This window comes from Aequorivita flava (genome assembly GCF_038742595.1).
GTDB lineage: Bacteria > Bacteroidota > Bacteroidia > Flavobacteriales > Flavobacteriaceae > Aequorivita > Aequorivita marisscotiae.
The window spans coordinates 73,167-100,043 of the sequence record NZ_JBANCF010000007.1 but is presented as its reverse complement, the minus strand read 5'-3'; the positions used below and the strand labels follow the sequence as shown (position 1 = coordinate 100,043).

The window sequence follows — 26,877 nt, the reverse complement described above, 5'->3', positions numbered from 1 at the left end:
TACAGCTTTTTTATTGGCACTGCACTATTTACGCGTAAAACTGCCAAAATTGGATGCGTTGCGTAATAAATTGATTGTTGGGCTATGCTAATGATTGCATTTCAACCAAACTGTAATAAACGCCTTTAAGCTCCAAAAGTTCTTGGTGTTTGCCCTGTTCTACAATTTTTCCTTTGGAGAGTACTACAATTTTATCGGCGTTTTGAATTGTGGAGAGTCGGTGCGCAATTACGATGGAAGTTCGGTTTTGCATCATTTTTTCTAAAGCATCCTGTACCAAACGTTCGCTTTCGGTGTCTAATGCTGAAGTTGCTTCATCTAAAATCATAATTGGCGGATTTTTCAAAACAGCTCTGGCAATGCTCAACCGTTGTTTTTGGCCACCACTTAGTTTATTGCCGCTGTCACCAATATTAGTTTCAAAACCTTCGGGCAGCTCTTTTATAAACTCGTAACTGTTGCTTATTTCGGCAGCTTCCATCAATTCGGGATTGGTGGCTAATGGTTTCCCCAATTTTAAATTATTGCCCACAGTATCGTTAAAAAGAATAGAGTCCTGCGATACAATGCCCATTAATCCGCGAAGCGATTTCTTTGAAATATTTTTGATATCAACCCCATCAATTTCAATGCTTCCTTGGTTTACGTCGTAAAAACGGGTGAGTAAATTGGCAATTGTACTCTTTCCACTGCCCGATTGCCCCACAAGTGCCACGGTTTTTCCCTTTGGAATTTCGAGTGAAAAATCCTTTAAAACGTACTGATCTTCGTATTTAAACGAAACGTTTTTAATAGAAATTACTCCTTCAAAACCTTCCTTTTCAATTGGGTTTTTAATATCGGTTATTGTGTTTTCGGCTTCCAATAATTCCAAAATACGCTGGGCAGATCCATCGGCTCGTTTCACCGAATAGCTCGCTTTGGCAATCGCTTTCGCAGGAGTTAGTATGTTGTACGCGAGCATAATGTAACCCAGAAAGAAACTGGCGTCTAAAGTGCGATCTACAAAAACCAGATATCCACCATAAATAAGAAGAATGCCAATAGTTATAATGCCTAGCAACTCGCTTAAGGGAGAAGCGAGGTTCTGCCTATTCATAACTTTGTTGGAATATTTATAAAACCGTTGGTTACTATCTTCAAACTTTTTCTGAAATAAATTTTCTGCGTGAAAGGCTTTTATAATTCGAAGTCCGCCCATAGTTTCTTCCAAAATAGAGAGAAAAACGCCTTGTTCCTGTTGTACTTTTAAAGATCCTCGCTTTAACGATTTTCCCACTTTAGAAATAAGAAAGCCCGAAATTGGTAGAAATAAAAACACAAAGAGTGTTAATTTCGGACTTATAAAAAGCATGGTTGCCAGTGAAAAAATAATTGTTAACGGTTCGCGAACAATCATTTCCAAAACTGAAAGTACCGAGTTTTTTACTTCGTCCACATCGCCACTTAAGCGCGAAATAGTATCGCCTTTTCTTTTTTCAGAATAAAACGCCAGTGGAAAAATAATTACTTTGCCGTACAAATCATTTCGCAAATCTCTTAAAACACCATTCCGTAAAAAAGTGGAATAGTACATTGCGAGATAATTGCTTAAATTTTTAAGTAGAAATATTGCCACAATTAGGCCAATCATAAAAAGAAGAACCTTAAAGTCGCCATATTTGTTTATGTAATTCACTAAATGATAGTTTAGCGAATCTTGAATAAATGTGGTTAATTCGGTAATACTTTCATATACTGGCTTTGCGCCAACTTCGCGCTGGTCGCTAAAAATAACTTGCAGTACAGGAATTAATGCTAAAAAGGAAAGCGTGCTAAATAGGGCGTACAGAATATTAAAAAATATGTTTAAATACGCATACCTTTTATAGGGAAGAACGTAGCGCAGTATTTTTTTGAAATAATTCATTAATTCACATTTAGTTGTGCGGCAATAGCGTCTATTTTTTTCTGAAGTATTGCTTCAAAATTATCCTTTTCGGAAGTGTTTACGCTAATGTAGAACTTTATTTTTGGCTCGGTACCGCTGGGTCTCGCTGCAATTTTGCTACCATCTTCGGTATAATAGATTAACACGTTGCTTTTTGGCAGGTTTAGTGACAAAGTTTCTTGTTGTAAAAAATCTGTGGTTTCACCTTTTAAAATATCGTCCATTCGTATCACTTTGCTGCCGGCAATTTCGGTAAACGGATTCTCGCGAAGACTTTTCATCATTGCTGAAATTTCTTCGGCGCCCTGTTTTCCCTTTTTTGTAATTGAAATTAAATGCTCGCGGTAATTGCCGTACCTGTTGTAAATTTCATTTAAATACTGGTACATACTCCTACCGGCGTGTTTTTTCTGTGCTGCAATCTCACAAGCCAGTAGGGTAGCGGTAACAGCATCTTTATCACGGACAAAATCTCCCACTAAATACCCGAAACTTTCTTCGCCGCCACCAATAAATTCAAGCTCGGGAAAATCTTTGATCATCTTGGCAATCCATTTAAAACCTGTAAGTCCCTCAATATATTTTACATTGAAATGATTGGCGACTTTCGCAACCATTGGCGTTGAAACTATGGTGGATGCCACAAATTGATTGCCACTTAATTTTCCAGCTTTTTGCCATTGCTCTAAAAGAAAGTGCGTCATTAAAATCATGGTTTGGTTTCCATTTAGGAGCACCATTTCATTTTTATCGTTACGCACGGCCACGCCTAAACGATCGCAATCGGGATCGGTGCCAACTACAATATCTGCATTTTCATTTTCGGCAAGTTCCAAAGCCATTTTTAAAGCTGCGGGTTCTTCGGGATTGGGCGATTTTACCGTTGGAAAATCTCCATTAGGCTCTGCTTGTTCTTCAACAATGGAAACATTTTTATAGCCAGCTTGTTCCAAAACCTTTGGAATTATTGTAATTGAAGTGCCATGGAGGGAAGTGAAAACAATTTTTAAATTATCTTTTGCGTCTGGAGAAGTATTAAAAGTTCCGTTTTTAACCGATGCTTTTGCGAATGCTTCATCAACTTCAGCAGCTATATATTGAATTAATTTTTCGTTTGCTTCAAAGTTTATGCCTTCGTAATTCAGCGAATTTATTTCGGCAATTATTTCGGCATCCTGTGGTGGTACAAGCTGGCCACCATCTTCCCAATATACTTTATAACCGTTGTATTCGGGCGGGTTGTGCGACGCTGTTAAAACAATTCCGGCTTTACAATTTAAATGTTTTACTGCAAAGGAAAGTTCTGGCGTAGGCCGTAATTCTGAAAATAGAAAAACGGTAATTCCGTTTGCCGAAAATACATCGGCCACCACTTTTGCAAATTCTTTGCTATTGTGCCTACAATCGTATGCAATGGCCACATTAATCGCTTGATTTGGAAACTGTTTTTTTAGGTAATTTGAAAGCCCTTGCGTGTTTTTGCCCAAGGTATATTTGTTAATTCGGTTGTCGCCAAGGCCCATAATACCTCGCATCCCACCGGTTCCGAATTCCAGGTTTTTATAAAAGCTGTCTTCCAACTCCTCTGGGTCGTTGGCAATCATTTCCTTTATAGTGTGTTGTGTTTGCTGGTCAAAAAAAGGGGTGAGCCATTGGTTTACACGGGCTAAAGTTTTCGGATCTACGTAAATCATTCGCTTGTTTTAAAATGTAAAAATAGTAATAATAAAGGGGAGAAAAATAATTAAGAATTAACCGTTTCCTTAATTATATAGTTTTGCGATTCTTTTTTGCTTCTCAGGATTAATTCGCCTAAAAACCCGGCGAGAAAAAATTGCGATCCCAAGACCATTGCTACTAGAGCTATAAAAAACTCGGGCCTGTCTGTAATTAATCTTGCCGAAGGGTTAATAAATAATTTATCAATGCCCAAAAACAGCGCAAAACAAAAACCTACAAAAAGCATAAATGCGCCCCAGGCGCCAAAAAGATGCATAGGCCGCTTGCCGAATCTTGACAAAAACCATATAGTAATTAAATCTAAAAAACCTCGAATAAAGCGTTCTGCACCAAATTTTGTGGTTCCGTATTTACGCGCTTGGTGTAAAACAGGTTTTTCTGAAATATTGCTAAATCCTGCATTCTTTGCCAAAACAGGAATGTATCGGTGCATTTCGCCGGTAACTTCAATGGTTTTGATAACGTCTTTTTGATATGCTTTTAATCCGCAATTAAAGTCGTGCAGTTTTACACCCGAAGTTTTTCGCGCGGCATAATTAAATAATTTGGAAGGTAAGTTTTTGCTAAGTACAGAATCGTAGCGTTTCTTTTTCCAGCCCGAAACAAGATCAAAACCGTCTTCGGTAACCATTTTATAAAGCTCGGGAATTTCTTCAGGATTGTCCTGCAAATCGGCATCCATGGTTATTATTACTTCGCCTTTGGCCATCGCGAAACCCGCGTGTAGCGCTTGCGACTTACCATAATTTTTCTGAAATCGAATTCCTTTTACTTCGGGATTTTCGCTAGATAGTTTTTCAATAATTTTCCACGAATCGTCTGTACTGCCATCGTCTATAAAGATGAGTTCGTATAAAAAACCATTGGATTGCATAACAGATGCAATCCAACGGTGCAGTTCATTTAACGATTCTTCTTCGTTGAGAAGCGGGATAACGATGGAAATATTCATCAATTAGTTTAACGGATTTGGATTTTTTGTTTTAAAAATTAGCGCGACCAACAGGCCAATAACGCTCATAAAAGCGAGGCTAAAAATGTAACTTTTTAATTGTGCGCCAATGGCAAAATTGTTTTGTTCTGCCATTTTCGACATTTGTTCGTCTATTGCAGCTTGGGGAGTTCCAAATTTTTGTAACATTTCGGCAGTCATTGCCAGCGTTTTTTCTTGAAGAAATGCTGCCATATCTGGATCTATAACATTAAAAATTAATATTCCGACCAAAGTACTTATTAAAAGCCCAAGTGCCACGGTAATAAAATAAACTGTAAAACCTTGTTTAAAGTTCATTATACCGCGTAAGAGCCCCTTGGCTTTTGCAACAGAAACAATGCCTAAAGCAATAATTATAATAAAATTAATTATTCCTATGTACCACTTTGTAAAAAGATCTGGGTTTAAAACGTACATTAAGGTAGTCATAAGCGCTAATATTGCACCTAAAATTACTCCGTAATTGACTGCTGATTTTTTAATTGAAATTGGTTGGGTATCCATTTTTTAAAAGATTTTTTGGTTCAGATTGTTAGTAAACAAATATAGTAAAACGTTACATTTGCGGGCGATTTTGAGGTGAATAAAAAAAGTGTATTATTTTGTTGCTAATTTCCAATTAATACTTAAATTTGCAAACTCAATTCCGAAAGGTCGGAAGAGCGCATTTTTAAATTATAATATTAGAGAGATGAAAAAAGGTATCCACCCAGAAAATTATAGATTAGTTGCTTTTAAGGATATGAGCAATGAAGATGTATTCCTTACAAAATCAACTGCAGATACTAAAGAAACTATCGAGGTAGATGGTGTTGAGTATCCTTTGGTAAAGATGGAGATTTCACGTACTTCACATCCTTTTTATACCGGAAAAGCAAAACTTATTGATACTGCAGGACGTATTGATAAATTTAAAAACAAATACAACAAGTTTAAAAAACCTGCAAAAGCAGAAACTAAAACTGAAGAGTAGTCTTCACTTTTATAAAATATTTAAAAGCCTTCGAGAAATCGAGGGCTTTTTAATTTTAGATTGTTGATTAACGATTGTTGATTGCTGAATTTTGAGTAATATTGAATTATGAAATCGAAATCGAAATCGAAATCGAAATCGAAATCGAAATCAGCAATCAAAAATCAGCAATCGTTAATCCAATGAATTACATCCTCTTTGACGGAAGCGTCCGCAACCAGCTTTTGCCTTTCACCTTTACCCGTCCCGTGGCGGATATTCGGGTAGGTATTTTAACCATTCGTGAAAAATGGGAACATCTTTTAGGTTTTACTACAACAACTGTTACCGAAGATTATCTTTCGGAAAAGTATCCGTTTGTGGAACTCGAGAAAAACATTTTTATAAATGCGTCTTTTCTTCCTTCGGAAAATTTAGTTCATATTATCAAAGGATTGGAAGAAAATCAGGCCGTATTTTTTGATGACGAACCCATCGCTTTTTTCACCACGGAAGGGCAGGAAGTAGATTTTGAAACTTTTGATATAATTCAATATGCCCACAACGATGTTTTAAGAATTGAGAATACTTGGGATATTTTTTCAAAAAACGGTGACGCCATAAAACGCGATTTCGAAATGCTTACCAAGGGCCGTAAATCACAGCCCATTCCCGACGCGGTTTGGACGAGCAATCCGGAAAATATTTTTATTGAAGAAGGTGCAAAATTACCGCTGTGTTCTTTAAATGCCTCGGACGGCCCTATATATATTGGCAAAGACTCCGAAATAATGGAAGCGTGTTCCGTTCGTGGTCCATTTGCACTTTGTGAACATGCAACTTTAAAAATGGGTGCTAAAATTTATAGCAACACCACCATTGGCCCGCACAGTAAAGTTGGGGGCGAAGTAAATAATTGCGTAATTTTTGGCTATTCAAATAAAGGTCACGATGGTTTTTTAGGAAATTCAGTTTTGGGCGAATGGTGCAATTTGGGGGCAGATACCAATAATTCCAACTTAAAAAATAACTATGCCGAAGTACGCCTTTGGAATTATGAAACCGAAGGTTTTGCTCGAACTGGTTTGCAATTTTGTGGACTGATGATGGGCGATCACAGCAAATGCGGAATCAATACCATGTTCAATACCGGAACGGTTGTGGGCGTGAGCGCCAATATATTCGGAAGCGGGTTTCCCAGAAATTTTGTCCCAAGCTTTAGTTGGGGCGGAAGTGGCGGATTTACAACCTATAAAACCGACAAAGCTTTTGAAGTGGCAAAAGTTGTTATGGGCCGAAGAAATATTGAGTTTTCAGAAATGGACGCTCAAATTTTGGAACACGTGTTTGAGGAAACTTCCGAATGGCGGAAAGGCTAATGGTAAAATAGGAAGTAAATTATCACACCTACAATTATAAGCATTACACTCCCAAAAACAATCGCTAAATTCTTTTGGCGCCTTAGTTCATTTTCTTTCAATTTTTGCTTGAAAGCTTCAAACTGGGCAGGCGACATTTTTTTGTAATCAACAATCTTAGTTGAGGTTCCATATTTTGAATTTACATCCTTTTCAAAATAATTATTGCGTTTTGCAAGTTGTTTCGCATTATTGCGAATAGATTGTACCATTGCTGCAGCCGAACCACCAAACCCCATATTTATTTAATTTATTTCTTCTTTCTAACCTTTTTTAAAACCAAAAAATTCTGCGGGTTTATACCGAGACCCGAAACTTTTTTATTCACAAACCGTACGGCCATATCATAAAACAGCGGAACAACGGGCGCTTCTTCAACAATAATTGAATCCATTTTGGTGTAGTTCAATTTTCGTTTTTCAATATTTGAAATCGTCAGCGACTTTTCATAAATACTGTCGAAAGTTTGGTTTTTAAAGTGCATATAATTAGGGCCATTCGGCGCAAAATTAGGACTGTAAAATAACGAAAGATAGTTTTCGGCATCGGGATAATCTGCAATCCAGCTGGCGCGAAAAATATCTAGTTCGCCGCTACTTTTCATCTGCCGGAGCGTGGAAGGCGGCATTACGTCTATGGTTACGGCAATCCCGAGTTTTTCGAGTTCGCGCTGTACATATTCGCACAAATCTAAATATTGGCTATTGGTGCCAATGGTAATTTCGGGTTTGGAATCTCCGGTTTCTGCTTTGTATTTTTCAATTAATTGTTTAGCTTTTTCGGGCTGATAGGTATATCCGTCAATTTCAGCATAACCGGGCAGTCCTTTCGGAATAAATCCGTGAATGGCAGGAATGCCCATTCCATTGCGTAAATACGTTACCATTTTTTGGCGGTCGAAACCATAATTTATTGCTTGCCGCAATGTTTTGCTTTGTATTTCTGGCGTTTCGGTACCGAGAAAAAATCCGAGGTATTCCGTATTTAAATACGGTCCCGTAATCATATATGCCAAATCGTGGTATTTTGGTTGAAGCGTTCCGCGGGTGGTTAACAGCTCATCTTTATAACTACCGTCCAAACCCGAAATAAAATCGAGTTTTCCTTGTGCAAATTGTAAAAACTCACTTTGCTTATCGGGTAAAAAAGTGATGGAAACCGCTTCTAAATAGGGGAGTTTTTCTCCATTTTCATCTCTCTCAAAATATAGCGGATTTTTTCTGAAAACGAGCTTCACGTTTTCTTCCCACATTTTAAATTGAAACGGACCTGTGCCCACTGGATTTCTTCGGAATTCATTTCCATAATATTCCACCGCCTCTTTCGGAACTACGGAACAGTACCGCATGGAGAGCAATCCTAAGAATGCCGGAAAGGGTTGTTTTAATTTTATTACAAAAGTAGTGTCGTTTTCGGCCCAATATTTTTCAACATAATTCATCACCCAACTTCCCGAAGAGGCAACTTTTTCATCGGTCAAACGGTTAAAACTGTAAACAAAATCCTGTGCCACCACTTTGCGTGTAAAGCGTTTGGGACTATGCAATCCATCCTGTGCGAAAGCTATATTTTGATGAAAATACACATCGTTTCTCAGTTTAAAAATATAGGTGTTCGTGCTATCGTTTATCTCCCAACTCTTGGCAATATCTGGTTTAATGTTTAAAGAATCATCTAATTGCACCAAGCCGTTATAAAGTTGGTTGTCCGGCCAAATGGCTTGCGGATTTCGAGCAAAAGCAGGGTCTAAGGTAGGAATGTTGCCGTGTTCATTATAGCGGAAAACGAGGGGGTCGCGGTCGGTTTCTTTGTTATTTCTGCAGGAAAGCAAAAGTATTGAGATACAACATATTGAAATGTGAAAGATTAGATTTTTTAAAGCCTGCTGCATGTTTTTTCGGGAACCGATTTTAGTTTGTATTTTTGTGCCCTCGTTTGCCAAAAATACAATAATGATTGCATCAAAAAAAGTCGCATTTTATACACTCGGTTGTAAGCTTAACTTTAGTGAAACCTCTACTATTGCCAGAAATTTTGAAGGTGAAGGCTTTCAACGTGTAGATTTTTCTGAAGAGGCTGATATCTATGTTATTAATACTTGCAGTGTTACCGAAAATGCCGATAAGCGGTTTAAAACTATCGTAAAACAAGCGCAGAAAGCCAATCCAAAAGCATTTGTTGCCGCTGTTGGCTGTTACGCACAATTAAAGCCACAGGAATTGGCTGATGTAGATGGCGTTGATTTGGTTTTGGGCGCTACCGAAAAATTCAAGATTACCGATTACTTAAATGATCTTTCGAAAAACGATTTTGGGGAGGTTCATTCGTGTGAAATTGAAGACGCCGATTTCTACGTAGGTTCCTATTCCATTGGCGATAGAACCCGTGCATTTTTAAAAGTGCAGGATGGGTGTGATTATAAATGTACATATTGCACAATCCCCCTGGCGCGCGGAATTTCTCGAAGCGATACTTTGGAAAATGTACTGCAAAATGCTGCTGATATTTCGGCACAGGGAATTAAGGAAATTGTTTTAACCGGGGTTAATATTGGCGATTACGGAAAGGGAGAGTTCGGCAATAAAAAACACGAACACACTTTTCTTGAACTTGTGAAGGCTTTGGACAAAGTGGAGGGGATTGAGCGGCTTAGAATTTCATCAATAGAGCCCAATCTTCTGAAAAATGAAACCATCGATTTTGTTTCTAAATCGAAAACATTTGTGCCTCATTTTCACATTCCGCTACAAAGTGGCAGCAACGAAATTTTAAAATTGATGCGCCGTCGTTATATGCGTGAACTGTATATTGAAAGAGTTGCAAAAATTCGCGAAGTAATGCCAAATGCTTGTATTGGTGTAGATGTAATTGTTGGTTTTCCGGGTGAAACCGACGAACGCTTTTTGGAAACCTATCACTTTTTAAATGAACTGGATATTTCGTATTTACACGTTTTCACCTATTCTGAAAGAGACAATACTCCCGCCGCCGAAATGGACGGAGTGGTTCCGATGAAAGTTAGAAATAAGCGCAGCAAAATGTTACGTGGACTTTCAGTAAAAAAGAGAAGGGCTTTTTATGAAAGTCAGTTAGGGGCAATGCATACAGTGCTCTTTGAAGGCGAAAATAAAGAGGGGTATATTCACGGTTTTACAGAAAACTACGTAAAAGTAAAAGCCCCGTGGAATCCGGCATTGGTAAACACTTTGTCCGAAATTACCTTAACCGAAATTGACACGGATGGTTTGGTGCGGTTTAAAAAAGCGCCAAAATTATCTAGCGCAATGGTTGGTTAAAAATTTCAGATATCTTCTTTATTTTTTAGTTTTCCAATTATAGCATTTACACTAACTCCGAAGAAATTGTCGTTTTTATTGAAGATAAATAATGGTGAAACAAATACACCATAATTTCGTGAAGGAAGATATTCAATTCGGGGACTGATTATTAGAGCCGCTGATACATCATTTTTTCGAATAAAATCGTGAGATGGGCTAGAACCAAAGTTAAACCCACCGTTGCCTTCAATTGGCTTATGTACTGTAAAATCTGTGGCGTAATCCCGGAATTGCAATCCTAGCCCTCCGTTAAAAACAGCTCTAAATTTTGAACTCATTTTCAAAACATAACCCCCTCTAATATTTAAAGTGTTATACCTATCTTTAATATCGGAATCACCGCTACCTACGATTCCACTTCCGGCGTTATAATTTTGAGGTTTTTCGCTAGCTTTAGATTGAAAATAAATAGTGCCTACGTGAATAAAATATTCTTCTTTTAATATTAAATTGGCACCTGCTTCAGATCCTAAAAAATTACCTCCGGCTATCCCAATATTTCCGTATAAATCATTGCTCTCAAAAAATTGCGCATAAATATTTTGTGAAAACAAAATCGCAAGAAAAAGTGTTAAGGAAATATTTTTCACAGAATGCTTTAAGTTTAGGATTTAAAAATCCTCACTAAATATTTATACCTACTGGCAACAAATCTTTATACTTTCTGCGATTCTTTCGCATAAACCCTGCAATTTCCGGACTAGTAGGAACTAAACTAATGCCACGGTTTTTTACTTCTTCAAAAACAGCTTTTATAAAAATCTCCCTAAACCCCTGCTCTTCGAGGTCTTCTGGCATATCATACTTTGTTAAGAATATTTTTCGGTCTTGTAAGGCATACTCGATGCGCGCCATATTATCGCCAATTTCGAGTTCAAATTGTCTTAAAAATTCGTTATCGGTAATTTCTACATCTTCAATCATTGTGAGTTATTTTAAATTGGAAAAGTAATTTTGAGATGGAATGCCATTGAAGTATGGCCACCTAATTTCATAACTTGGCCTGAATAAAAATAATTTTATAAAAATGCTAAAGTTGGATGTTCGTCTTTTTTTCAAAGTAAATTATCACTGAAATTGTTCAGTTGTTAAGAAACGGTTATATAATTCTATCTTTGTACCCGTAAATTTACGAATAATCTTTGGGCTTTACCATTTTCTTCACAAAAGACTTATGAACTCTCAAAAAACGCATATCTATTTTGTTCCAGGTTTGGCGGCCGGTGGTGAAATTTTTAAGAACATTAAGTTTCCTGAAAATTATGTAACCCATATATTAGAGTGGTTAATTCCAGAAAAAGGAGAAAGCTTAGATGCATATGCCGAAAAAATGGCGCGTCGTGTTAAGGAAGAAAATCCAATATTAATAGGAGTGTCGTTTGGTGGGGTCGTAGTTCAGGAAATGAGTCGTTTTTTAAAGTTGAAAAAACTTATAATTATTTCCAGTGTAAAATCTAAAGAAGAGCTTCCTCGACGTATGAAACTAGCCAGATTTACCAGAGCGTACAAACTTATTCCTACCAGTTTGGTTTTAAGTGTTGAAGATTTAACCAAATTTTCAATAGGTCCCAAAACCCAAAAGCGCCTATCGCTTTATCAAGAATACCTTCACGTGCGCAACAAACAATATTTAGACTGGTCGTTAGAAAAAATGATAACTTGGAATAGGACGGAGAAAATTGATAATATAGTGCACCTTCACGGGGAAAACGATGTAGTGTTTCCTATAAAATATATTAGCGATTGCCGTGTTATAAAAGGCGGAACACATATTATGATATTGAATAAGGGACGAAAAATTTCCAAAACATTGTTGCAGATTTTTGAAGAATAATAGTGGCTTTGTTCCGTAGAATTAGCTATATTAAGTATCTTTATTAAAAATTTTGATTTTATGAAATTGATAGCAAAAATAGGAGTGGGTGTAGCAATCCTCACTGTAAGCGCTTTAAGTATTCACGCGGTGCAAGATGCTCCCACAGATGCAAATCTTGAAAAGAAATTAGTAAACGATTACAATGTTTATGCGCTGCCTTTGCCCGAGAAAATGGATTTTGCCGGAGAACCCGTTCCGCTCCATAATCCAGACATTAGGGAACGAATGGATAGAGAATTATTGGTAAACACCTATTGGCAGTCTAATGGCTTGCTGCTTTTTAAACGCGCCAATAAATACTTTCCACAAATTGAACCCTTGCTAAAACAGTATGGTTTGCCAGACGATTTTAAATATTTGGCAGTGGCTGAGAGTGGATTGGAATATACCAGTTCGCCTGTGGGTGCTTCGGGTATTTGGCATTTTATGAAAGGTACCGGACTTGAATACGGTCTGGAAATAAACGATTATGTAGATGAACGATACAACCTCGAAAAGGCCACCCGAGTAGCGGCAGAATATTTAAAAAAATCTAAAGATAAATTTGGAAGCTGGACAATGGCTGCCGCATCGTACAATGCAGGTGTTGGTGGAATGAACAAACAGATAAACCGGCAAAAGGAAACCAGTTATTACGATTTATTGCTAAATTCTGAAACCAGTAGGTATGTTTTTAGAATTTTAGCGCTAAAGGAAATAATGGAAAACCCGAAAAAATACGGTTTTAATTTTAGGGAAAAAGACCTTTACCAAAACATCCCCACGTTTAAGGTAAAAGTAGATACGGCGGTTACAGATTGGGCAGAATGGATTAAACCGTACGGAATTAATTATAAAATTTTAAAAATTCACAACCCTTGGCTACGCGATACGTATTTAAAAAATGCTTCGGGCAAGGAATATTTTATTGAAATACCAGAAAAGGGCTATTATAAATAATAGATTGCAGAACGTTTAGAAAACCCGTAAAAGCGCTACGTTGTTACGGGTTTTCTTTTGATGCAATATGAGTTTTTTCTTCTTCGGATAAATTTTTTAGAAGTGAAATTCCGTTTAAAAAGGAATTGTAATTTAACTCGAATGAAACTTCATATTTTTCGTTATACGGATGAAGGGCGCCGCGCCGAACATCTATTATACGTTTGCTTTCATCTATAAAAAAAGAAGTAGGAAACCCTAAACTGTGCTTCATTACTTCAACAATGTGGTCGTTGGTGTTTTCCTTTTCATCTACGTAAATAATATTAATCCTATCGGAATACGCTCGTGCAATTTTCCTGACATTCTCTTTCGAATCCCAAAATAGGATTATAAAATCTATATGGTTGTAATGGTTTTCAGCAATTTCGTTTAGCGCGGGAATTTCACCGGCGCCGGGAGTACACCAAGAGGCGTAGGTCATTAAAAATATAGGCTTATCGAATTTGTAAAGGTTAATTTTTTTGCCAGACAGTTTTCGCACCTTAAAATTATCCAGATAGCTGCCGTTTATAACGTTATTTATTAGAGAGTCAAACAGAAATTCGGCATATTCAAAATTATGCTCGGCGTAGGCTATTTGTGAGTTTTTCGTATATTTTTTTATGTTTTTTCCGATGGCTTCAGAAAAATAGGAGCCTTGCTCAATTTGAGATTGTGCCGAGAAAAATAGTAGTAAGAAAAGATAAAGTAGTGTTTTCCCCATAAACAATAGCTTTCAGTGAAGATACGCTAATTGCTTGGAATATAGATAAATATTTAATGAAATTTTAATAAAAAGTTTACGAATTGTGTGGCTTTAAAAGGTAGTTTGTTTTTTAAAATCTTCTTCCTCCGCGGCCAGATTTGCCAAACTGTTGTCTGGGCTGCCCCATCTTCTTCATTTGCTGCTTCATCATTTTTATTTGATCGTCCAGCATATTGTGTTTGTCTAGTTTTTTAGCTTCGGTCATTAATAATTCTGCCTCTCGTTTTCGATTTTTGGTCATGGCTATTCCGGCAAGATTTAATTTGGTCATCGCCATATCTGCAGCCATGTTTAAACCTAATTTTTCAGCTTTTTTAAAATATTTTTCAGCTTCAACCATATTGGTTTGCGAAATCATTAAGCCATTTAAATAATTATAATACCCCTCTTGTTTTGGCACTAATGCGGTGCTGGGATCTTTAATTTTATCCAACCATTTTTTTGCACCCGGAAAATCTTGTTTCCGCAAACGAAGAAATGCCAAAAGAATAATTTCATTTTTAAAATATAGAAAAACGAACATTAATGAAAGTAGTATTAGCATAATTCCGTTGCCAATATTTGTTTCAGTAAATTGCCAAACAGCTGCGCCTATTACTAATGCAGCCAAAACCAGTTTTATATTTTTATTATACATTTGTCATCTTTTTAAGAGCCTGCAAAGGTATAAAAACTAAAGGCTTTTTAGGAATATTTTGTAGCTTTGGCACGAAATAATTTGCGCTTTGTCACGAAACACCGGCCACTTTATTTTGAAGTGAAAAAAAATGCAGATATTTTTCAAAAAAGGTTTGTCTAAGTGAAAACTTGTTGTATTTTTGCACCCGCCTACGCAAATAAATACTTAGGCCTGTAAACCCAACTTTTTAATGAGGGGTTTTGAACAAAGAATAACGGAAGTTAAAGAATACTATAATGAGCAAAAGAACATTTCAGCCATCAAAAAGAAAAAGAAGAAACAAACACGGTTTTAGAGAGCGTATGGCTTCTGTAAACGGTAGAAAAGTATTAGCTGCCCGTAGAGCAAAAGGCAGAAAAAAGCTTTCTGTGTCTCATGATGGCCGTCACAAAAAATAATGTTGATAAATTATATATAAAAGGTGTTGTTTAACTAAGCAACACCTTTTTTTTATACCCTAAAGCGTCGTAATTTTGCGGCACCGAAAAAGTAAAAAAATGCCTAAAAATCCTTCCATAAAATCCGTTTTAATTATTGGTTCTGGCCCCATTGTAATCGGGCAAGCGTGTGAGTTTGACTATTCCGGTTCGCAGTCGTTGCGCTCTTTGCGTGAAGACGGAATAGAAACCATTTTAATAAACAGCAACCCAGCAACTATTATGACCGACCCCTCCATGGCCGATCATATATATCTTTTGCCGCTAACTACTAAATCTCTCGTTAAAATATTAAAGGAGCATCCACAAATAGACGCCGTTCTGCCAACTATGGGTGGACAAACAGCGCTTAACTTGTGTATAGAAGCCGATGAAAAGGGTATCTGGAAAGATTTTGGCGTAAAACTTATTGGGGTAGATATTGACGCTATAAATATTACCGAAGACCGTGAAAAGTTTAGAAGCTTAATGGAGAAAATTGGGGTGAAAATGGCACCGCAAGCTACTGCTAATAGCTATCTTCAAGGAAAGGAAATAGCGCAGGAGTTTGGCTTTCCGTTAGTTATTAGAGCATCGTATACCCTCGGAGGAGCCGGTGCATCTATTGTTTATAAAGAAGAAGATTTTGATGAACTCCTGTCTTACGGTCTCGAAATTTCGCCCATTCACGAAGTGATGATAGACAAAGCAATGATGGGGTGGAAGGAGTACGAACTGGAACTGCTTCGCGATAATAACGACAATGTGGTTATTATTTGTACTATCGAAAATATGGACCCGATGGGAATCCACACGGGAGACTCAATTACTGTGGCTCCAGCCATGACACTTAACGATCGCACGTTTCAAAAAATGCGCGATATGGCAATATTAATGATGCGCAGTATAGGCGACTTTGCAGGCGGATGTAACGTTCAATTTGCCGTAAGTCCCGATGAAGACGAAGAAATTATTGCCATTGAAATCAATCCACGTGTTTCCCGTTCTTCGGCGCTAGCCTCAAAAGCAACGGGCTATCCAATTGCTAAAATTGCTACTAAACTGGCTATAGGTTATACATTAGACGAATTGAATAACCAAATTACCAAATCAACTTCTGCTTTATTTGAGCCTACCTTAGATTATGTTATTGTAAAAATACCACGATGGAATTTTGATAAGTTCGAAGGTTCTGACCGAACTTTAGGTTTGCAGATGAAATCTGTTGGTGAAGTTATGGGTATTGGTCGTTCGTTTCAAGAAGCGCTTCACAAAGCAACGCAATCCCTCGAAATTAAAAGAAATGGAATTGGTGCCGACGGAAAAAGCTATTCTAACTACGAACAAATTTTAGATAAATTAAAAAATGCAAGTTGGGATCGGGTTTTTGTAATTTATGATGCCATTCAGATTGGAATTCCGTTAAGTAGAATACACGAAATCACAAAAATAGATATGTGGTTTCTACGCCAATACGAAGAGTTATATCTGCTGGAAAAGGAAATTTCAAAATATACGTTAGACACACTTCCAAGAGAATTATTGTTGGAAGCAAAACAAAAAGGGTACGGCGACCGGCAAATTGCACATATGCTGAAATGTTTGGAAAGCCAAGTTTACAAAAAACGGGAAGAGTTAAATATTCAGCGCGTTTATAAATTGGTAGATACCTGTGCGGCCGAATTTAAGGCGGAAACCCCGTATTACTATTCCACTTTTGAAAATGAAATGCAGCTGGAGGGCGAAGGTGCTTACGCCGAAAATGATAGTATTGTTACCGAAAAGAAGAAAATAATAGTTTTAGGTTCGGGTCCAAACAGAATAGGACAGGGCATAGAGTTTGATTATTGCTGCGTTCACGGAGTATTGGCCGCGGCCGAATGTGGTTACGAAACCATAATGATAAACTGTAACCCGGAGACCGTTTCAACAGATTTTGATGTTGCCGATAAACTTTACTTCGAGCCTGTATTTTGGGAACACATCTACGATATAATTCGTCATGAAAAACCAGAAGGAGTTATTGTGCAGTTGGGAGGGCAAACAGCTCTAAAACTTGCCGAAAAGTTAGATAGGTACGGTATTAATATCATTGGTACCACCTACGAATCTTTAGATTTGGCCGAAGATCGCGGCAGTTTCTCTACCTTGTTACAGGAAAATAATATACCCTATCCAAAATTTGGTGTTGCTGAAACTACAGATCAGGCGCTAGCGCTTGCAGATCAGTTAGATTTCCCACTTTTAATTCGCCCTTCGTACGTTTTAGGAGGCCAGGGAATGAAAATTGTAATTAATAAAAAGGAATTGGAAGAACACGTAGTAGATCTTTTAAGAAAAATTCCGAATAACAAATTGTTGCTCGATCATTATTTAGATGGAGCCATTGAAGCTGAAGCCGACGCAATTTGTGATGGCGAAAATGTATATATTATTGGAATAATGGAGCATATTGAGCCCTGCGGAATTCACTCCGGCGATTCAAATGCTACTTTGCCACCTTTTAATATTGGCGAATTTGTGATGCAACAGATTAAAGATCACACCACAAAAATTGCGAAATCGTTAAAAACAGTTGGTTTAATAAACGTGCAATTCGCTATAAAGGATGATATTGTTTATATTATTGAGGCCAACCCACGAGCATCGCGAACGGTTCCATTTATTGCAAAAGCGTATGGTGAGCCTTATGTAAATTACGCTACAAAAGTAATGTTGGGGCATAATAAAGTAACCGATTTCAACTTTGATCCTAAACTGGAAGGATTTGCTATTAAACAGCCTGTATTTAGTTTCAATAAATTCCCGAATGTAAACAAACAATTGGGACCAGAAATGAAAAGTACGGGGGAGAGTATTCTTTTTATCGATAGCTTAAAAGATGATGCTTTTTATGATCTTTACGCCCGAAGAAAGATGTATCTCAGCAAATAGCAGGAAATTTGGGTATTATCATATTTTTTGTTAAATATTTTTCGTAAATTAGATTACTAACCTACTATACCTTTCGTTTATGAAAAAAACTACCCTGTTCTTGTGTTTTTTACCAATGTACGTTCTCAGTGCGCAGAATGTGGTAGAAATTCCATGGGCCCAAGGTATTCACGAATCTGTTGCAAGCCCTACGATAGAAGTGGGCGACACTGTTTTATGGACGTGGGCAGATGCCTCATCTAAAACTGTAACTAGCCTTCCCGGAGGAAGTGAAGATTTTGACAGCGGCACCTTAAAAGATACAAACAACGATTACGCCTACACCTTTTTAAAAACCGGCGTTACTGAATATCAAAACGATTCCAACCCAATAATGCACGGAAAAGTTACCGTTGTTAATAAACTTTCTACCGAAGATAAATTTGTAAAAAATTTAAATTTCTATCCAAATCCGGTTAAAAATAACCTTACAATTTCTTCAATCTTTAAAATAGATAGTTACCAGGTTTACAATGTTTTGGGTACGCTTATTTCTGAAGGAAGAGGATCGGGAAACACAACGCAAGTAGATATGAGCAGATTTAATAGCGGCTTGTATTTTGTGAAAGTTATTTCGAAAAATATGCAAACAACCATTAAAATCGCAAAAAAATAACCGTTTATATCTAAACTTTACTTGCGAAAATGAGGGGAGCTTTCAAGTTCAACATCAGTTATAAAATAATTGGTCTCGCCCCAAATTGCAAAACTTGCAAAGCGCTCAATATAGGTTACCTTAACATAATTGCCTTGGTATTCCTTTAGTTTTTCAATTACCTCCTTATTTTTGTCGAGTACCGAGAACGAGAAAATTTGCGCCCCACTTATGCCTTGACTTATCTCGCCTTCCCAAGTTTTAATTACTACGCCGCGATTACTGAATTTAATTAATTCTCCGGCTCGGGTTCCTTCGCTATAGGGCACATAATACACAAAAGCAAAATAAAGAAGATACAGCGCCAAAAGGCTTCCGAGAATTATAAAGAGAATTTTTTTCATCCTCTAAAAATAATCAATTTATCTTCAGCTTTTATAGAAAATTGTACCCAGCAACTATGGCAAACGATTTATAGGTAGAATTTATATTATCGTAGTTTAACAGCTGCCTACCGCTGTGATATCTAGCTTGCAAGCTGTATTTGTTTTTATACCTAAATCCGAGTCCAAAGGCAAGTGCGGCATCAGCACTTACATTAAGATCATAGCTGTCTTCATCGGTCGAGGTAATTTCAGAATCCAAGGTTGTTAAATCCATAATAACTGCAGCGTCAATAAAAAATGCTGCATCTTTATTTACAAACATATAATGGCGCCCTCCTAACGGGAGTTCAACCGAAGTATAATTTACCGAAATCGTGGTGTATTTCTGAAACGTAATCATATCTACATATAAATACTGCTTTTCAGTTTTGTAGCTACGGTAGGTGGGCTCAATAAATATAGACCATTTACCATTGTTAAAAGGAAGAATATATTCAGCCTCTAAACCTACTCTTATACCCGTATCGCTGTCAAAATGTAATAGTTCGTCGCCTCTTCGTTGCATAGAGAATGAAGAAAAAGCTACGCCGGGACGGACGCTTAAATTAAATTTAGCTTTCTGCTTATTTTTGTTGTAAACAATTGATTCTGAATTTTCACAATCGTTGTATTTTGTAATTATATTAACCAAATTGGACATTTTGTATTGAAGATTCTCAAAATTATTCTCGGTTACGGAATTACAGGTTAGGGAGTTGGCTAACTGTTGTTTGTAAAATTCATTTGTACCCATTTTAATTCGGGTAACTAAATATCTTTTGTAGATAAGTTGTTCTATTTCTCCATCACCTACACTATAAAAATAACGTGGTGCATTTTCGTGAAAGGTAAAATAAAGCGACGCTTTTCCTGACACCAATGTCTTTAAAAAAACAGTTTCCTCTTTATATTCAGGATTTCGCTCGAAAGTAAGGTTGTTTACCACATCGGAAGATTGGTCTATTTGCACAGTGGCTTTAATATATTTAAAGGACTGCTTAGAGCCAAACTCATTTATAGTGGCTACACTCCCAATTTTAGTTTCTCCGTTTTCGGATAGTTTGTAAACAAAAGTAGTTGGACTTCCTTTCCAGTCTTCATTTTTAATAAGACAATCCACTTGCGTCCCATTGCTTTGAATTATATATCCAGGTTCAAAATTAGTTTGTGAAAATGCGCTAACAGTCGCTAGCAATAGCGTTGCGAAGAATAGGTTTAACTTCATAGTAATTGGGGTTTCTTTTTTATTTGAAGCGGTAAATATATAATTAATTACTCGTCATTACTAGAATCTAGCGCTCTGTTCAGTAATTTATCGTCTATATTTTTATTTGCCTTGGCGCCCAGCTTTTTAAGTCTTTCCACGCGTTTAATTAAGTTTCCTTGGCCAGTGAGTTTTTTCATTGCACCGTCGTAACTGCCTTTTACAGTGTTTAATTGCGAACCCACTTTTAAAAGGTCGTTGGTTAAATTTACAAATGAATCGTACAGGCGTCCAGCTTGGGTTGCTATTTCAATTGCGTTTTGTTGTTGTTTTTCACTGGTCCACATACTGTCCACAGTGCGTAATGTAGCCAATAATGTAGAAGGGGTTACTATAACAATATTTTTTTCGAATGCCCAGTTGTAGATATTGTTATCGTGGTTTATTGCAATTGCAAAAGCTGGCTCTATGGGAACAAATAGCAGTACAAAATCTGGACTTTCTATTTCGTAAAGTGAATGGTAGTTCTTTGCACTTAATTGTTCAATGTGTCTTTTAAGTGAAGCTACATGCTCCTTCAAAAACCCTGGACGTAGGGTTTCGTCTTCCTCGTTTACAAAACGTTCATAGGCTACAAGCGAAACCTTTGAATCTATAATCATTTTTTTATTGTCGGGTAAGTGTAGCACTACATCGGGCAGTACACGGCGGCCTTCGCTATTTGTAAAACTTGTTTGTACAAAATATTCGCGGTCTTTTTCCAAGCCACTTTTTTCCAATACACGTTCCAAAACCAATTCGCCCCAATTTCCTTGTATTTTACTATCGCCTTTTAGCGCTTTTGTCAGATTTGTGGCCTCTTTGCTCATCTGTTCATTCAGTTCCTTTAAACCAATTATTTGTTGGCGAAGCATTGCGTGGCGGTCTATGCTTTCTTTGTGGGTATCGTCAACCCGTTTTTCAAAACTTTTTATTTTTTCTTGAAGCGGATTTAAAATTAGTTCTAAACTTTCCTTATTCTGTTTTGAAAATTTACTGGATTTTTCATCCAAAATTTTATTGGCAAGATTTTCAAATTCCTTGGTAAATTTCTCCTGAAGTTTTTGAACTTCTTCCTTTTGTTCGCGGTTGCGGGTTTCTAAATTTTCAAATTCCGAATTGCGCCGCGTTAGCTCCATATTAAGCAATTCTTTTTCTTTTCGCACTTCTTCGCGTTCGCGCAAAATTGTCTCGAAACGCTCATTTAATTTTTCCTCTTGAAGGCTCGCATTTTCTAAACGTTCTTCTAATTTGCTGGTCTCTGATTTGCTTTTTAATCGTGCAAAATAATTACCCAAAAATGCGCCGACTACCACACAAACGGCAGCCAATAATAGAAATAGAAATGTTTCGTTCAAACTGAAATTTTTTAGAATGTTAAGATATTTGGAAAGGATGTTTCCAGAGTTTTATAATTTGATAAAGATACTAAGTTATACCTAATGCTGTAACTCAGAATTTAAATAACTCACTAACTTTTTATCACAAATCGTCCCGTATTTTCATCAAAGTGAATGGTTTCTTTTGGGAAAAGAGCGTTAAATCTACCCGCTTCAATTAATTTACAGGGTTCGTCAAAATAGGTATTTTTACTGGTCATTACCAATAACTTGTTGGTTAATTGAATTGCTAAATCTATCTCGTGGGTTGAAAAAAGAATTGTTTTTTGTGTTTCTGAAGCCAGTTTTTTTAACAATTTAAGCACGTATGCACGATGATAAATATCTAAATGGGTTGTTGGCTCGTCTAAAATTATTATTGGTGTATCCTGTGCCAGTGCCCTTGCAATGGCTACACGCTGCATTTGTCCGTCGCTTAGTTCATAACATTTGCGATGGGCCAGGGTAGTGGTTTCCGTAGCGTCCAGGGCAAAATTAACTGCTTTTTTATCGTCTTCGGAAAGTGTACCGATCCAATTGGTATAGGGTTGTCTTCCGAGCGAAATCATTTCTAAAACCGAAAGATTTTTGGAGGCGGGTGCTTCAGTTAAAACTACACTTAGTTGCGTTGCCAATTGAAAGGGTGAATATGCGGCTAGAGGCTTTTCATTCAATAAAATAGAACCATTTAAAGCGTTTTGCATCCCTGTTAAAGTACGTAGTAATGTAGATTTGCCAATTCCGTTTGCACCAACCAACCCAACTAACTCACCTTTTACGATTGAAAAGTTGACGGCTTCGGCAACAATGGTATTATTTCCTTTTTTTGAATACCCAACTGCAAGATCCTGCACTTGTAAAATGATATTTTTTTCTTCTGAATTCATTAAAAGAAAAGTTTTCGTTTTCGTACCAACAACCAAATTACTACGGGTGCTCCAATAAGCGAAGTTATTGCGTTTATGGGTAAGGTAAATTCACTAAAGGGCAATTGTGCCACAGTATCGCAAATTAACAGTAGCAAGCTTCCGCAGAGCAGTACCGCAGGCAATAATACCAAATGATTGGAGGTTTTGTAAAACTGACGTACCAAATGCGGTACGGCCAATCCCACAAATGCTATGGGTCCGACAAAAGCCGTAATGCTTCCCGCAAAAATACTGGTCGCTAAAATTATTATAAAGGTTGTTCTTTTAATATGTAGCCCCATGCTCTTTGCGTAATTTTCACCAAGAAGCAAGCCATTTAAAGATTTACTGCTCACTAAACTTAAGGTTAATCCAGCCAAGAAACAGATTGCTAAAATTACAACTCCTTGCCACGATTGATTTCCTAAACTTCCGAAGGACCAAAAAATATATTGCTGAAGTTGGTCTGCATTACTGAAATAAGACAATACCGAAACCACCGCTGTAGTTACGCTACCAAACATTAAACCAATTATTAAGATAGCCATGGTATCTTTTATTTTAAAAGTAACCGCCAAAACCGCAAGAAGAACTAAAAAACTCCCTAAACCTGAGGCAATAACTAAACTCCATTGGCTAACTAATAAGGTGCCTAAAAAACCACCGAAGGCACTCGCTCCCAAAATTAAGATTGCCACCCCCAAACTCGCACCACTGCTAAGACCCAGAACAAAAGGTCCGGCCAATGGATTGCGAAACAATGTTTGCATAAGCAAACCGGAAACAGCCAATCCTCCGCCTGCAAGCATTGCAGTTATGGCTTTTGGCAGCCTATAATCTAAAACTATATAGCGCCAAGTTTCTTTGGACGATCCGTTTCCTATAAATACTGAAATTATTTCATCCATAGGAATTGAAACCGAACCCATACTTAAATTCACCAAAAAAGCTGCAATAAGCGCTGCACATAACACTACAAATTGAAGACGGTATGTTTTTGAAATTTGCATTATTTCAGCTTGTTGAAAAAGTAAAAGTTATGCTCCGTAAACAGAGTGGGATGCAGTATTTTAATTAAATCCTTTAAAACCAAATCGGGTCTGTTTGGCGCCAATTCAAAGTAAAGAACACCGCCGGTTTCACCTTTTCGCATACTGTAGGAATACACTTCGGCGGTTTTAAATGCTTTAAACTGTGTGTAAACTTGGCTGGCATGCTGCATTTGGTCCAAACTTGTAAATTGCCCGGGACCAATCCAAACATCGGCGTCGTGGCCCTTTTCCAAAACAGATTCCAAATTTAACGAAAGACTGCCTGTGCCTTCAGAATTTTTCCAGAGATATTCGCCATTGGCATCGGCTATAAACTGTGCCCCCCAACTATCGCCTTGCGGCATATACCACACATCTTTGTACATTGCTCCGCTTAATACAGTTGGTTTTTCTTTGGCTTCCGAAGCAATTTTTTTAGCCGATAGATATTCTGTTTCAATATTTTTAAAAATACTATCTGCTTCTTTTTCTTTATTGAAAAGGACACCAAAAAATTTAATCCACTCTGCTTTGCCCAAGGGAGAGGTTTCTGTCCAATCTGCGTTGTAAAGCACCGGAATTCCACTATTTTCAATAGTTTTAAAGGTTGAATTATTCCCGTCTATGCCAAAAGCAATTACCGCGTCGGGATTTAATTCAATTAAAATTTCTGTATTTATATCTTCATTTTTGCCCAGTTCCTTTATTTCCTTTTTTGCAATTCGCGCTCGCGTTTTTTCGGAGGAGATATAACTTAGGTTTGGAAAACCTACCAAGCTTTCAAGTTCGTTTAACATTTCCAAAGAAGGAATGTGGGTGGTAGAAGTAACAACAATTTGTTTTACCGGTACGTTTACAACCGCATCATAATTTTCTGGATTTGCGAGGGAGCCATTTTCGGTAACCAGTGCATAGGTAAATGTTTTGTCTGTTCCCGGCCACGGATTTTTGAGCGTTAGTATTTTGTGCCCTTCAAATATATCGATGTCAAAACTTGTGGCATACTGGATTTCAGTTGTTTTACTAACATTTTTTACAGGGTCGTCTTGCATGTTTTTACGGTTGTTTTTAGTATTGCAACCGGCAAGTAGTGCGATAGTAGCGAAAAGAAGAACAATTTTTTGCATCCTCAAAAATAGTAGTTTTGTTTGGGTGTACTAATATTTAAAGTCTATTTTTGCAATGAATTTCGGTAAGCACTTTTTTCACAAAGAAAAATGCTTTTAAAAGGGAATTCGGTTAAAATCCGAAGCTGTTCCCGCAACTGTAAGTCGGTCCAAGAAATATTTTGGGCGTGTAAAACTTCAAAAACCACTGTTGGTCTTAGGTCAATGGGAAGGTAGCACAAAAGACGAGCCAGGAGACCTGCCAGATTCATAATTTAAAGATATCAAACTTTCGGGATAAAGGTTGAGTTATGAAACTACATTATATTCATATTATTTTAGGTTTTTTGCTGTGCACGGTTTCTGCCAAGGCACAACTGGACAGCATTCAGCAACTGCCGGAAGTTATGCTAACCGATGCAAAATTGGTTCATTTTTCAAAAGGTTTTAAACTTGAAAAACTCTCGGATTCCATTGTTGAAAAAAATGCTACTTCATTAACAGAAACCCTGCGCTATAATTCTTCAATTTACTTTAAGGAAAACGGCTTTGGCATGGTTTCATCGCCGTCTTTTCGGGGTACAAATGCGCAACAAACTGCCGTTATCTGGAATGGTATAAATATTAATTCGGTGTTTACAGGGCAAACGGATTTTAATACTATTTCGCCTTCAAATTATAATGAAATATCAATTAGAAGTGGCGGTGGTGGCGTACAATATGGCAGTGGTGCCGTTGGCGGAAGTATCCATTTAAATAATTCATATTCCTTCCATAAAACGAATGCTACTGAAATTGGATTGCATTACGGTAGCTTTACAACATTTGGCGGAACCTTGGGTACTACCCAAGCGTGGGATACTAACTATTTAAATGTGAAACTGGATTTTGTAAGCTCCGATAATAATTATGATTTTATAGGGAAGAATCAAAAAAACCAACACGGACAATTTTTGCGCCTCGCATCAAATGTTACTGCTGCCAAAGAGCTAAAAAATGGTGTTGCTACTTGGAACTCGGAATACACGTATAACGATCGAAATTTTTCGGGTAGTTTAAATACAATTGGCAAAGACGGTTACAAAGATGTTGCAACCCGAAATCTATGGCAATTACAACAAAATATGGGGGCGTTTACAACAAAGGCCAGCGTTGCGCATCTCTTTGAGCATTACCGCTATTACCCAAATAGCGAAAAACCATTATTTGACGAGGGGCGTGCAAACACTCTAATAAGTATGTTACAATCGGAAGTTTTTCTTCGGAAAAAGTTCAGACTACTTGCAAAGATTCAATATACGGTCATTGATGCCGAAGGCGACAATGTTGGACAAAACACACGGAACACCTTAGCGGCTGTGCTACTTTTAAATCATAAAATTGGCAGGGACTTTAGCTATGGCTTAAATTTTAGAAAGGAATTCTTAAACAATTTTGAAAACCCTTTGCTATTTTCAGCAGATGCAAATTGGCAACTTTCAAATACGTATGCGCTTCGTGTAAACGGCTCAAAAAATTATAGAGTGCCTACGTTTAACGATTTGTTTTGGTATGCTGGCGGAAACAATCAATTGCAACCCGAAACTTCATATCAAATCGAGCTGGGACAAGAATTCAATTTTGGAAAATTGAAGACGGATCTTGCGGCTTTTTATATTTCTTCTACAGATTTAATTAAGTGGGTTCCGGCAAGCGGCAATGTTTGGGAGCCCATAAATATTAGTAAAACCAGAAATTACGGTTTGGAGTTTACCGCGAGTTATTTTTTAAAATTCGGAAAATTACACGCGTTAGATTTAAATGCACAATATTCGTACACCAAAGCCGAAGATTTAGAAAAGGAAAAACAGCTTATTTACGTACCATTTCACAAAGCTTCCGGTACCGCTGAGTATAGTTATAAAAATTTATCGGCATATATTCAAGGGCTCTTCAATGGCGAAGTTTTTACAACTACAGACAATAGTGAAGGCTTAGATAGTTTTAATATTTACAATCTTGGGATAACGTATTTATTACAGGAAAATCCTACTATTTCTATTGGAGCACGGGTAAAAAATATTTTTAACACGTATTATGAAAATGTTGCTTTCCGGCCCATGCCTTCACGTAACTTTCAAATATTCTTAACCATTAATATATAAATAA

Annotated in this window: 25 protein-coding genes and 1 riboswitch; of the genes, 9 read left to right on the top strand and 16 right to left on the bottom strand. The window is 37.2% G+C overall.

The window, feature by feature from the left end; translation table 11 throughout:
* Window positions 1-82 precede the first annotated feature (82 nt).
* The 4 genes from VZD24_RS09940 to VZD24_RS09925 are packed head-to-tail and all read right to left on the bottom strand — an operon-like array spanning window position 83 to window position 5,168.
* A complete protein-coding gene (locus VZD24_RS09940) occupies window positions 83-1,909 on the bottom strand; it encodes an ABC transporter ATP-binding protein (RefSeq protein WP_279448440.1) in 1,827 nt (608 codons plus the stop codon).
* Window positions 1,909-3,624: a phospho-sugar mutase gene (locus VZD24_RS09935; protein WP_342687564.1), complete on the bottom strand. Its 1,716-nt coding sequence runs from the start codon at window positions 3,622-3,624 to the stop codon at window positions 1,909-1,911. Before VZD24_RS09935 ends, VZD24_RS09940 begins: the two co-directional genes overlap by 1 nt.
* A 50-nt stretch (window positions 3,625-3,674) precedes the next feature.
* Window positions 3,675-4,622: a glycosyltransferase family 2 protein gene (locus VZD24_RS09930; protein WP_342687565.1), complete on the bottom strand. Its 948-nt coding sequence runs from the start codon at window positions 4,620-4,622 to the stop codon at window positions 3,675-3,677.
* 3 nt (window positions 4,623-4,625) lie between these two features.
* The gene (locus VZD24_RS09925) at window positions 4,626-5,168 is read right to left on the bottom strand and encodes a DUF4199 domain-containing protein (RefSeq protein WP_342687566.1); all 543 of its coding nucleotides are present in this window, start codon (window positions 5,166-5,168) and stop codon (window positions 4,626-4,628) included.
* Between the two features lie 187 nt (window positions 5,169-5,355).
* On the opposite strand from VZD24_RS09925, the gene VZD24_RS09920 reads away from it, so the two are divergent.
* On the top strand, window positions 5,356-5,637 hold the full coding sequence (locus VZD24_RS09920; RefSeq protein WP_279448433.1) for a type B 50S ribosomal protein L31: 282 nt from the start codon (window positions 5,356-5,358) through the stop codon (window positions 5,635-5,637).
* Window positions 5,638-5,819: 182 nt separating this feature from the next.
* Window positions 5,820-6,995 (top strand): GlmU family protein, encoded by a 1,176-nt coding sequence (locus tag VZD24_RS09915; RefSeq protein WP_342687567.1) that lies wholly within the window; start codon window positions 5,820-5,822, stop codon window positions 6,993-6,995.
* Here VZD24_RS09915 and VZD24_RS09910 read toward each other — a convergent pair.
* Both VZD24_RS09910 and VZD24_RS09905 read right to left on the bottom strand, forming a co-directional pair.
* Complete coding sequence (locus tag VZD24_RS09910) at window positions 6,992-7,273, bottom strand: hypothetical protein (RefSeq protein WP_279448429.1); 282 nt, start codon at window positions 7,271-7,273, stop codon at window positions 6,992-6,994. The two genes, VZD24_RS09915 and VZD24_RS09910, sit on opposite strands and share 4 nt — an antisense overlap.
* Window positions 7,274-7,284: 11 nt before the next feature.
* Window positions 7,285-8,925 carry an ABC transporter substrate-binding protein gene (locus tag VZD24_RS09905; RefSeq protein WP_342687568.1) on the bottom strand — a complete coding sequence of 547 codons (1,641 nt, stop codon included), beginning with the start codon at window positions 8,923-8,925 and terminating at the stop codon, window positions 7,285-7,287.
* Between the two features lie 61 nt (window positions 8,926-8,986).
* Between VZD24_RS09905 and mtaB the strand changes: the two genes are divergently transcribed.
* Complete coding sequence (mtaB, locus tag VZD24_RS09900) at window positions 8,987-10,330, top strand: tRNA (N(6)-L-threonylcarbamoyladenosine(37)-C(2))-methylthiotransferase MtaB (RefSeq protein WP_342687569.1); 1,344 nt, start codon at window positions 8,987-8,989, stop codon at window positions 10,328-10,330.
* A gap of 5 nt (window positions 10,331-10,335) precedes the next feature.
* Here the strand turns inward: mtaB and VZD24_RS09895 are convergent, their stop codons facing one another.
* Entirely contained in the window at window positions 10,336-10,962 is a 627-nt protein-coding gene (locus VZD24_RS09895; RefSeq protein WP_342687571.1) for a hypothetical protein, read from the bottom strand.
* A 34-nt stretch (window positions 10,963-10,996) separates the two neighbouring features.
* Complete coding sequence (locus VZD24_RS09890; protein ID WP_279448422.1) at window positions 10,997-11,296, bottom strand: GNAT family N-acetyltransferase; 300 nt, start codon at window positions 11,294-11,296, stop codon at window positions 10,997-10,999.
* Between the two features lie 250 nt (window positions 11,297-11,546).
* Between VZD24_RS09890 and VZD24_RS09885 the strand changes: the two genes are divergently transcribed.
* Window positions 11,547-12,206: an alpha/beta fold hydrolase gene (locus tag VZD24_RS09885; protein WP_342687572.1), complete on the top strand. Its 660-nt coding sequence runs from the start codon at window positions 11,547-11,549 to the stop codon at window positions 12,204-12,206.
* A 60-nt stretch (window positions 12,207-12,266) separates the two neighbouring features.
* Window positions 12,267-13,187 carry a lytic transglycosylase domain-containing protein gene (locus VZD24_RS09880; protein WP_279448418.1) on the top strand — a complete coding sequence of 307 codons (921 nt, stop codon included), beginning with the start codon at window positions 12,267-12,269 and terminating at the stop codon, window positions 13,185-13,187.
* Window positions 13,188-13,230: 43 nt separating this feature from the next.
* Here VZD24_RS09880 and VZD24_RS09875 read toward each other — a convergent pair whose 3' ends face one another.
* Window positions 13,231-13,932 carry a TlpA family protein disulfide reductase gene (locus tag VZD24_RS09875; protein ID WP_279448416.1) on the bottom strand — a complete coding sequence of 234 codons (702 nt, stop codon included), beginning with the start codon at window positions 13,930-13,932 and terminating at the stop codon, window positions 13,231-13,233.
* 112 nt (window positions 13,933-14,044) lie between these two features.
* Window positions 14,045-14,611 carry a DUF2892 domain-containing protein gene (locus VZD24_RS09870; RefSeq protein ID WP_279448415.1) on the bottom strand — a complete coding sequence of 189 codons (567 nt, stop codon included), beginning with the start codon at window positions 14,609-14,611 and terminating at the stop codon, window positions 14,045-14,047.
* A 278-nt stretch (window positions 14,612-14,889) separates the two neighbouring features.
* Here VZD24_RS09870 and rpmH point away from each other — a divergent pair, with 278 nt between their 5' ends.
* From rpmH to VZD24_RS09855, 3 genes are all read left to right on the top strand, one after another.
* Complete coding sequence (gene rpmH, locus VZD24_RS09865; RefSeq protein ID WP_279448413.1) at window positions 14,890-15,051, top strand: 50S ribosomal protein L34; 162 nt, start codon at window positions 14,890-14,892, stop codon at window positions 15,049-15,051.
* Window positions 15,052-15,150: 99 nt separating this feature from the next.
* Window positions 15,151-18,003 (top strand): carbamoyl-phosphate synthase large subunit, encoded by a 2,853-nt coding sequence (gene carB, locus VZD24_RS09860; RefSeq protein ID WP_279448411.1) that lies wholly within the window; start codon window positions 15,151-15,153, stop codon window positions 18,001-18,003.
* 79 nt (window positions 18,004-18,082) lie between these two features.
* Window positions 18,083-18,658, top strand: a complete 576-nt coding sequence (locus tag VZD24_RS09855; protein WP_342687573.1) for a T9SS type A sorting domain-containing protein — start codon at window positions 18,083-18,085, stop codon at window positions 18,656-18,658.
* Window positions 18,659-18,675: 17 nt separating this feature from the next.
* On the opposite strand, the gene VZD24_RS09850 is transcribed toward VZD24_RS09855, so the two are convergent.
* The 6 genes from VZD24_RS09850 to VZD24_RS09825 form a co-directional block, all read right to left on the bottom strand.
* Window positions 18,676-19,041 (bottom strand): DUF8785 domain-containing protein, encoded by a 366-nt coding sequence (locus VZD24_RS09850; RefSeq protein WP_279448407.1) that lies wholly within the window; start codon window positions 19,039-19,041, stop codon window positions 18,676-18,678.
* Window positions 19,042-19,072: 31 nt separating this feature from the next.
* Window positions 19,073-20,287: a porin family protein gene (locus VZD24_RS09845; protein ID WP_342687574.1), complete on the bottom strand. Its 1,215-nt coding sequence runs from the start codon at window positions 20,285-20,287 to the stop codon at window positions 19,073-19,075.
* A 47-nt stretch (window positions 20,288-20,334) separates the two neighbouring features.
* Window positions 20,335-21,663 (bottom strand): DNA recombination protein RmuC, encoded by a 1,329-nt coding sequence (locus tag VZD24_RS09840; RefSeq protein WP_279448404.1) that lies wholly within the window; start codon window positions 21,661-21,663, stop codon window positions 20,335-20,337.
* Window positions 21,664-21,776: 113 nt separating this feature from the next.
* Window positions 21,777-22,571 carry an ABC transporter ATP-binding protein gene (locus tag VZD24_RS09835; protein ID WP_342687575.1) on the bottom strand — a complete coding sequence of 265 codons (795 nt, stop codon included), beginning with the start codon at window positions 22,569-22,571 and terminating at the stop codon, window positions 21,777-21,779.
* Window positions 22,571-23,602 carry an iron chelate uptake ABC transporter family permease subunit gene (locus tag VZD24_RS09830; RefSeq protein WP_342687576.1) on the bottom strand — a complete coding sequence of 344 codons (1,032 nt, stop codon included), beginning with the start codon at window positions 23,600-23,602 and terminating at the stop codon, window positions 22,571-22,573. Before VZD24_RS09830 ends, VZD24_RS09835 begins: the two co-directional genes overlap by 1 nt.
* Complete coding sequence (locus VZD24_RS09825; protein ID WP_342687577.1) at window positions 23,602-24,750, bottom strand: ABC transporter substrate-binding protein; 1,149 nt, start codon at window positions 24,748-24,750, stop codon at window positions 23,602-23,604. The genes VZD24_RS09830 and VZD24_RS09825 overlap by 1 nt, the downstream gene beginning before the upstream one ends.
* A gap of 45 nt (window positions 24,751-24,795) precedes the next feature.
* Window positions 24,796-25,010: riboswitch (cobalamin riboswitch) on the top strand.
* A gap of 30 nt (window positions 25,011-25,040) precedes the next feature.
* On the opposite strand from VZD24_RS09825, the gene VZD24_RS09820 reads away from it, so the two are divergent.
* Window positions 25,041-26,873 (top strand): TonB-dependent receptor, encoded by a 1,833-nt coding sequence (locus tag VZD24_RS09820; RefSeq protein WP_342687578.1) that lies wholly within the window; start codon window positions 25,041-25,043, stop codon window positions 26,871-26,873.
* The last annotated feature ends 4 nt before the right edge of the window (window positions 26,874-26,877 follow it).

Excerpts from the sequence above, each read along its gene's own strand:
- VZD24_RS09930 (WP_342687565.1), bottom strand. The coding sequence starts at position 4,622 with ATGAATATTTCCATCGTTATCCCGCTTCTCAACGAAGAAGAATCGTTA.
- VZD24_RS09915 (WP_342687567.1), top strand. The coding sequence starts at position 5,820 with ATGAATTACATCCTCTTTGACGGAAGCGTCCGCAACCAGCTTTTGCCT.
- VZD24_RS09835 (WP_342687575.1), bottom strand. The coding sequence starts at position 22,571 with ATGAATTCAGAAGAAAAAAATATCATTTTACAAGTGCAGGATCTTGCA.
- VZD24_RS09935 (WP_342687564.1), bottom strand. The coding sequence starts at position 3,624 with ATGATTTACGTAGATCCGAAAACTTTAGCCCGTGTAAACCAATGGCTC.
- VZD24_RS09940 (WP_279448440.1), bottom strand. The coding sequence starts at position 1,909 with ATGAATTATTTCAAAAAAATACTGCGCTACGTTCTTCCCTATAAAAGG.
- VZD24_RS09845 (WP_342687574.1), bottom strand. The coding sequence starts at position 20,287 with ATGAAGTTAAACCTATTCTTCGCAACGCTATTGCTAGCGACTGTTAGC.
- carB (WP_279448411.1), top strand. The coding sequence starts at position 15,151 with ATGCCTAAAAATCCTTCCATAAAATCCGTTTTAATTATTGGTTCTGGC.
- VZD24_RS09905 (WP_342687568.1), bottom strand. The coding sequence starts at position 8,925 with ATGCAGCAGGCTTTAAAAAATCTAATCTTTCACATTTCAATATGTTGT.
- VZD24_RS09875 (WP_279448416.1), bottom strand. The coding sequence starts at position 13,932 with ATGGGGAAAACACTACTTTATCTTTTCTTACTACTATTTTTCTCGGCA.
- mtaB (WP_342687569.1), top strand. The coding sequence starts at position 8,987 with ATGATTGCATCAAAAAAAGTCGCATTTTATACACTCGGTTGTAAGCTT.
- VZD24_RS09830 (WP_342687576.1), bottom strand. The coding sequence starts at position 23,602 with ATGCAAATTTCAAAAACATACCGTCTTCAATTTGTAGTGTTATGTGCA.
- VZD24_RS09820 (WP_342687578.1), top strand. The coding sequence starts at position 25,041 with ATGAAACTACATTATATTCATATTATTTTAGGTTTTTTGCTGTGCACG.
- VZD24_RS09855 (WP_342687573.1), top strand. The coding sequence starts at position 18,083 with ATGAAAAAAACTACCCTGTTCTTGTGTTTTTTACCAATGTACGTTCTC.
- VZD24_RS09885 (WP_342687572.1), top strand. The coding sequence starts at position 11,547 with ATGAACTCTCAAAAAACGCATATCTATTTTGTTCCAGGTTTGGCGGCC.
- VZD24_RS09890 (WP_279448422.1), bottom strand. The coding sequence starts at position 11,296 with ATGATTGAAGATGTAGAAATTACCGATAACGAATTTTTAAGACAATTT.
- rpmH (WP_279448413.1), top strand. The coding sequence starts at position 14,890 with ATGAGCAAAAGAACATTTCAGCCATCAAAAAGAAAAAGAAGAAACAAA.
- VZD24_RS09825 (WP_342687577.1), bottom strand. The coding sequence starts at position 24,750 with ATGCAAAAAATTGTTCTTCTTTTCGCTACTATCGCACTACTTGCCGGT.
- VZD24_RS09925 (WP_342687566.1), bottom strand. The coding sequence starts at position 5,168 with ATGGATACCCAACCAATTTCAATTAAAAAATCAGCAGTCAATTACGGA.
- VZD24_RS09920 (WP_279448433.1), top strand. The coding sequence starts at position 5,356 with ATGAAAAAAGGTATCCACCCAGAAAATTATAGATTAGTTGCTTTTAAG.
- VZD24_RS09850 (WP_279448407.1), bottom strand. The coding sequence starts at position 19,041 with ATGAAAAAAATTCTCTTTATAATTCTCGGAAGCCTTTTGGCGCTGTAT.
- VZD24_RS09870 (WP_279448415.1), bottom strand. The coding sequence starts at position 14,611 with ATGTATAATAAAAATATAAAACTGGTTTTGGCTGCATTAGTAATAGGC.
- VZD24_RS09880 (WP_279448418.1), top strand. The coding sequence starts at position 12,267 with ATGAAATTGATAGCAAAAATAGGAGTGGGTGTAGCAATCCTCACTGTA.
- VZD24_RS09910 (WP_279448429.1), bottom strand. The coding sequence starts at position 7,273 with ATGGGGTTTGGTGGTTCGGCTGCAGCAATGGTACAATCTATTCGCAAT.